General features: G+C 31.9%; 8 protein-coding genes. All 8 read left to right on the forward strand.

The features are described 5' to 3' along the window. Positions 1-29: 29 nt before the first annotated feature. On the forward strand, positions 30-881 hold the full coding sequence (locus tag B5D16_RS10200) for a hemolysin family protein (RefSeq protein ID WP_078766884.1): 852 nt from the start codon (positions 30-32) through the stop codon (positions 879-881). A gap of 110 nt (positions 882-991) precedes the next feature. Continuing rightward, positions 992-1,720, forward strand: coding sequence for a YebC/PmpR family DNA-binding transcriptional regulator (locus B5D16_RS10205; RefSeq protein ID WP_078766885.1), 729 nt, complete (start codon positions 992-994; stop codon positions 1,718-1,720). Between the two features lie 19 nt (positions 1,721-1,739). Beyond that, positions 1,740-2,477 carry an HAD family hydrolase gene (locus B5D16_RS10210; RefSeq protein ID WP_159444366.1) on the forward strand — a complete coding sequence of 246 codons (738 nt, stop codon included), beginning with the start codon at positions 1,740-1,742 and terminating at the stop codon, positions 2,475-2,477. A 40-nt stretch (positions 2,478-2,517) separates the two neighbouring features. After that, positions 2,518-2,997, forward strand: a complete 480-nt coding sequence (rlmH, locus tag B5D16_RS10215) for a 23S rRNA (pseudouridine(1915)-N(3))-methyltransferase RlmH (protein ID WP_078766887.1) — start codon at positions 2,518-2,520, stop codon at positions 2,995-2,997. 20 nt (positions 2,998-3,017) lie between these two features. Further along, complete coding sequence (locus B5D16_RS10220; protein WP_078766888.1) at positions 3,018-4,001, forward strand: DUF4003 family protein; 984 nt, start codon at positions 3,018-3,020, stop codon at positions 3,999-4,001. A gap of 86 nt (positions 4,002-4,087) precedes the next feature. After that, entirely contained in the window at positions 4,088-6,076 is a 1,989-nt protein-coding gene (locus B5D16_RS10225; protein ID WP_078766889.1) for a beta-galactosidase, read from the forward strand. Next, on the forward strand, positions 6,076-6,684 hold the full coding sequence (locus B5D16_RS10230; RefSeq protein ID WP_078766890.1) for an epoxyqueuosine reductase QueH: 609 nt from the start codon (positions 6,076-6,078) through the stop codon (positions 6,682-6,684). The genes B5D16_RS10225 and B5D16_RS10230 overlap by 1 nt, the downstream gene beginning before the upstream one ends. A 70-nt stretch (positions 6,685-6,754) precedes the next feature. Then, the coding region (locus B5D16_RS10235) for a helix-turn-helix domain-containing protein (protein ID WP_159444367.1) at positions 6,755-7,004 on the forward strand (250 nt) is incomplete at its 3' end.

The following is a 7,004-nucleotide window of genomic DNA, read 5'->3' on the forward strand; positions in this document are numbered from 1 at the left end:
AAACAAGGGAAAAGGAAGGGATTTTATTAATGAAACCAGGGCCCAGTTTTGTAGATTGGTTAACAGGTAAAAAGAATGATAACGTAACAGAAGAAGAGATTGTTTCCATGGTTAATGAAAGCCATGAACAGGGAAACATTGAGGCTTCTGAAGCAACAATGATTGCTAATATTTTTGAACTTGATGACAAGGAAGCTAAAGACATTATGACTCATAGAAAGAATGTTATTGCAATTAATGCAGACATGACATTGGATGAAACAGCCATGATGATTTTAACTGATGGTCATTCAAGATTTCCGGTTTATGATGAAGATATGGATAACGTAATCGGAATACTTTATTTAAGAGATGCCTTTTTATTTAAAGAGAAAAAGGGCATGGGAAGTAATAAGTTAAAGGATATAGAAGGCTTGCTTCGTGAAGCTGTTTATATTCCGGAAACAAGAAAAATCCAGGATATCTTTAAGGAAATGCAACAGAAGAAGATTCACCTTGAAGTTGTTATTGATGAGTATGGTCAGGTGTCCGGTGTTGTGACAATGGAAGATATTCTTGAAGAGATAGTTGGTAACATTTTTGATGAATATGATGAAGTTACTGTGAATATTGTTAAATTAAGTGAAAATACTTATGAGATAGATGGTGAAACTCCTTTATATGAAATCAATCTTAAACTTGGAATTGATTTTGGCGATGAGGATTTTGAAACACTTAATGGTTATTTGATTGCACAGTTAGACAGAATTCCAAAAGAAGATGAAAAGCCAATCATAGATATTGATAGATATCATTATAATGTTCTTGAAGTTAAGGACAAGATGATATCAAAAGTTAAGCTTACAATTGATGAAGTAAGTGAAGACGATGAAGAAGAATAGTGAATACAACGCAAATCTACGATAAATGTCTTATAAAGATAAATGCTTTATGAGTATATTGATAAAATAATAATTCAAAAATACAAGAAGTGTATGAGAAAGGAAAAACGATGTCAGGACATTCAAAATTTGCGAATATCAAACATAAGAAAGAAAAAAATGATGCAGCTAAGGGTAAGATGTTTACTATTATTGGTAAGGAAATTGCCGTAGCAGTTAAAGAAGGCGGCGCAGATCCAGCTAATAATTCAAAACTTAGAGACGTAATTGCTAAAGCTAAAGCTAATAATATGCCTAATGATACAATTGAAAGAGGTATTAAAAAAGCTGCAGGTGAAGCAAGTGCTGTAAATTACGAAGTAATTACTTATGAGGGATATGGTCCTAACGGTATCGCAATTATTGTTGATACACTTACAGATAATAAAAATAGAACAGCAGCTAACGTTCGTCATGCTTTTACAAAGGGTGGCGGAAACATTGGTACACCAGGTTGTGTATCATTCATGTTTGACAAGAAGGGTCAGATTATTATAGATAAGTCAGAAACGGACATGGATGCAGATGAGTTGATGATGGCTGCACTTGATGCAGGAGCTGAAGATTTCGTTGAGGAAGATGAAGCTTATGAAATTTATACTACACCTGAGGATTTCTCAACAGTAAGAGAAGCAATTGAAGGATTAGGTGTTCCTATGATGGAAGCAGAAGTTACTATGATTCCTCAGAATTATGTAGAACTTACTGATGAAGAAGCAATTAAAAATTTAAATAAGATTATTGATTTACTTGATGAAGATGATGATGTTCAGCAGGTATATCATAACTGGGACGAATAATTACAGGACGTATAAATATATGAACACTATTCTTTTTGATCTTGATGGAACGTTACTTCCAATGGATACGAGAGGATTTACTGATACATTCTTTAAGGCTGTAACTGGTAGATTTTCAAGATTGGGAGTTTCGGCTGAAAGCCTTAGACATGCTATGCTTCAGGGTATTGATGCAATGATGGCTAATGATGGTTTTCTTACTAATGATGAATGTTTTTGGAATACTTTTTCAAGAAGTATTTCAGATGATGGAAATCCTATTTCAAAAGGGGATTTGAAATTATTTAAAAAAGAGTTTGAAAACTTTTATAGAAAAGATTTCTTCGTTACAAGGCTTAATACTACAGCCACACCACTAGCGAAGGAATGTGTTCGTATGCTAAAAAATAAAGGTTATAGATTAGTGGTTGCAACTAATCCAGTTTTTCCAGAGGAAGCTATGATTGAAAGAATCAGATGGGCTGATTTAGATGAGAATGATTTTGAATTAATTACGTCTATGGAAAACAGTTGTTTTTGTAAACCAAACTTAAATTATTATCGTAAGATTTTACAGATGATTGGTGTAACTGCTGATGAATGCATGATGGTTGGTAATGACGTGACTGAAGATATGTGTGCTTTGAAATTAGGCATTGATGTGTTTTTGATAGATGAATGTCTTATTAATAAGCAGAATATTGATGTTACTGATTTTAAAAAGGGTGATTGGAAAACATTCAGAGAGTTGGTTTCTGAATTGCCTGAAATTAGATAGAAATAATAAGTTTTGTTTTTAGATAGAATATTTTTAAAATATGAAAATTACGTTAATTACGGTTGGAAAAATAAAAGAAAAGTTTTATCGTGATGCGGTGGGGGAATATGTTAAAAGACTTTCAAAATATTGTGATTTGAATATTGTGGAAGTTGCCGATGAAAAAACTTCAGAGTCTCTTTCAGAACGTGAGGAAGAGATTATAAAGGATAAGGAAGGTAAGAGAATTCTAGGTCATATTAAGGATAATACTTATCTTATAACTTTAGAGATAGATGGTAAAAATCTTACATCGGAAGAACATGCTAAAAAAATACAACAATTACAGGTGAGTGGAAAGAGTAATATAACATATGTTATAGGTGGATCGCTTGGGTTATCAAAGATGGTTACGGATAAATCTGATTATGCATTAAGTTTTTCGAAGATGACTTTTCCACATCAGCTTATGAGGGTGATTTTTTTAGAACAGTTATATAGAGGTTTTAGGATTATATGCAATGAACCATATCATAAATAAAGGAAGGAAAGGTAAAAAAGATGAAGCAAGGGGTTAAAAGCCTGATTGATAAGCTTGATAAGTATGCAGAGAGTTTTAAAGATGAAATGCGTTGGGAACCACAGATTTGTAAGATGATTTGTTCATTTATGTGCGTTATAACAAATATCGAGCCAGATGTGGAAAAATATAAAGATATGAAACAGTATATTATTGAACATACTGGTGCATTCTCATTTTTCAGAGGTGAAATAAGTCCTTATATTGCAACAATGCTTATGGGTGTTGATGATCAGGAGTTTACATTTGATAAATTTGATTATACATATCAGTTACTTCGTTCAAAGAAGTTTACTGGTTCAGAACAATTAGTTTGTACATCTGTTCTTTTAGCTGATAATATTAATAGAGCGGATATGGATATAATTGTTGAACATTTTAAGGATATTTACTACGTATTTGGTAAATTACATCCTATGAATACCTGTATAGATAATTATCTTGGTCTTGCTACAATTGCTTGTTCAGACTTTACACTTGATGAAATTCCGAGACATATGAGAATTCTTGAATCAGAACTTAAGTCAACAGTTGGTGGTGGAAATATCCTTCAGACATTGGTAAATGCCTTATTTATGGTTAAAGGTGATCCGATGGAACTTGCTAAGAGAGCTAGAATTTCTTATATGACATTTAAGTCTAATAAGTATGACTTTAGATGGTATGGAAACATAGCCATGATGGGATTGTTAACTTCTGTTGATGGAGATATGACAAATATTGTTTATGATGTTTTAGAAGCAGCAAAATATGCTGAGAAATTACCAAACTTTAGCAATCTTATGATGGATACATTTGATAGACTTATGATTATGATTGCAGTTTATATTTATGATTATTGTAAATATAAGCTTAGAAGTAGAAATGCTATGAGAGATAAAACATACTATGGTGATATTATTTCAACTATGGTATTGGTTTTAATTGTTGGTCTTTTCGCAGAAGAAGATTTGACAAGATTATAGTTTATAATATAGGACTTGCGCTTGCAAGTCCTATATTTAAATATATATATAAGAGATAATTTATTAAAAAGGATGGAGAAAGAGAAATGGGAAATTTTGGAGTATGTTATTATCCTGAACATTGGGATGAAGAAAGAATTGAGACGGATATAAGTCTTATGAAAGATATAGGTATATCTTATGTTAGACTTGCTGAGTTTTCGTGGCATAAGATGGAGCCTATTGAAGGACAATATGATTTTAAGTGGCTAAATGATGTTGTTGATAAGTTCGCTGATGCAGGAATAAGTTGTATTATTGGCACACCAACTGCAGCACCACCAGCATGGCTTATGAATAAGCATCCAGAGATTTTTCCGGTTAATGACATGGGTGTAAGAGTTACTTTTAATGGTCGACATCATGATTGTCAGTCAAATAAAACATATAGAGAGTATGTTAAGAAAATAGTGACTGAAATGGCCAAGAAATTTGGACATAATAAAAATGTTGTTGGTTGGCAGATTGACAATGAATTTGGTAATGGTCATGGTGATTTATGCTATTGTGATTCATGCAGACAGGCTTTTATAGAATGGTTAGAAGAGAAATATAAGACTGTTGATAATCTTAATAAAGCTTGGGGATGTGCATTTTGGAGTCAGGAGTATAATGATTTTAGTGAAGTATTTCTTCCTGCTCATACTGCGGCAGGTAAAAATCCATCAACTGAACTTGATTTTAAAAGATTTTGTTCTGATTTGATTGTTGATTTTTCAAAAGCGCAGATAGATATTATTAGGCAGTATAGTGAGAATCAGTTTATTACACATAATTGTATGGGCTTTGCTGATAAGGTAAATTATTATGATTTGGCCTCTGATTTAGACTTTGTTTGCCATGATCAGTATCCAGGTGGATTTTATTTACAAATGCCACATGAGGATAATGCATTCCTAGCTCAGACTCTTGAGCTTATGAGAAGTTTTAAAAACAAGAATTTCTGGATTATGGAACAACAGGCTGGTCCTACAGGCTGGAATATTATGGGGAGAACTCCTGCACCTGGACAGTTATCACTTTGGACTGCGCAGGCAATTGCTCATGGTGCTGATAAGATTACATATTTTAGATGGAGAACGGCTACATTTGGTACAGAGCAATTTTGGCATGGTATTTTACCACATAGTGGAAAACCAGGCAGAAGATATGATGAAATTAAATACACCATTAATAGATATGATGAATTGTTGGATGAAATAAAAGATTTAGAATCGGATGCAAAGGTTGCAATAGTGTATTCTTATGATAATTATCATGCACTTAATATACAGCCACATAATCCTGATCTTTCATACGTAGGTGTTTTGGCAGATTATTATAGAGCATTATATGATTTGAAAATTGAAGCAGATATGGTATCTGAAATGGCTGATTTCTCAAAGTATAAGCTTGTGATTGCACCATTACAATATATTCTTAAGCAAGAAGTTAAAGAGCATTTTGATGAATATGTTAAAAATGGTGGACATATGTGCTTTACGTATAGAAGTGGTGTTAAGGATGAAAATAACATCTGTGTCAGTGATTGTGAATTACCAGGTTTGTTATCAGAGATGACTGGTATAGAGATAAATGATTATGACTGCCTAAGAGAAACAGAAGTTACGATTGATTTGGGACAGTATAGTGGGAAAGGAAAGTTATTTGCTGATATTATTACAACTAAGGAAGCGGAGCGTGTTGGTGTATATACAAATAATTACTATAGTGGTGAAACGGCAATTAGTATAAATAATTATGGTAAGGGCTTGGTGTATTATATAGGTTGTGAGCTTGATGATAATTTACTTAATAAACTTATTTATAGTATGCTTCTTCAGGCAAAAATCGAAGTTAAATATAAGGAATTAGATAGAGGAATAGAAGTTGTTACAAGGAAAGGGAAAGACAAGACATACATATTCTTCTTAAATCATAATAATTATGTTGCTAAACTAAATAAAGATCTTATTGAGGGGATAGAAGTTATGATTGGAGAAAAGAATGGCTTATTAGAACCTTTTGGAACAGCAGTATATGTTAAGGAAAAATAATGAATAAAAGAAATTATCAGTTGGAACTAGAAAATATAATTAATACAGAGTGTAAGCAAGATAGACCGACTTTGTTGTTGCATAGTTGTTGCGCACCATGTAGTAGTTATGTTTTAGAGTATTTAGCAAATTATTTTAAAATTACATTATTTTATTATAATCCAAATATTTCATTGGAAGAGGAATTTAATAAAAGAGTTGCGGAATTATATAAGTTATTAAAATTTAACGGTCTTAGTGATGATGTTGAAATTGTGGTTCCAGAATACAATAATAACGAGTTTTATGAAATTGCAGAGGGATTGGAGAATGAACCTGAACGCGGAAAAAGATGTTATAAGTGTTATAAATTAAGACTTGAAAAAACAGCTTTGTATGCTAAGGAAAAGGGATTTGATTTTTTTACAACAACTCTTTCAATTAGTCCTCATAAAAATGCTGACTGGCTTAATGAAATAGGAGAAGAATTTGCAAAACAATTAGATATTAGATTTTTGAATTCGGATTTTAAGAAAAAAGGCGGATATCAAAGGTCAATTGAGTTATCTAAAGAATATGATTTATATAGGCAGGACTATTGTGGATGTGTATTTAGTAGATTATGCTGAGTTTTAAAATATATTGCATAGAGTAGTTTTAAACTATTCTATGCAATTTTTTTATATTAAGGTGATGAAGATGAAGAAGATTAATTTTGAAATTCGTAAAGAAATTGAAGAATTAAGCAGAAAAGGAATTTCACAAAAAAAGATGGCTGAGATACTAAACTTGAATCAAAGCACCATAAGTAGGGAATTGAAAAAATGCAATCCTTATGATGCAGATAAAGCTGAAAAATTGTCAGTTAAAGACAAATCTAAAGATGAATTAATAATTAGCCAGGTTTTATTGTTAAGAAGTCAAGGAATGTCCTTAAGACGTATTTCAG

Origin of the sequence: Eubacterium uniforme (assembly GCF_900167115.1) — a bacterium.
In the GTDB taxonomy this organism is placed as follows: Bacteria; Bacillota; Clostridia; order Lachnospirales; family Lachnospiraceae; genus Eubacterium_S; species Eubacterium_S uniforme.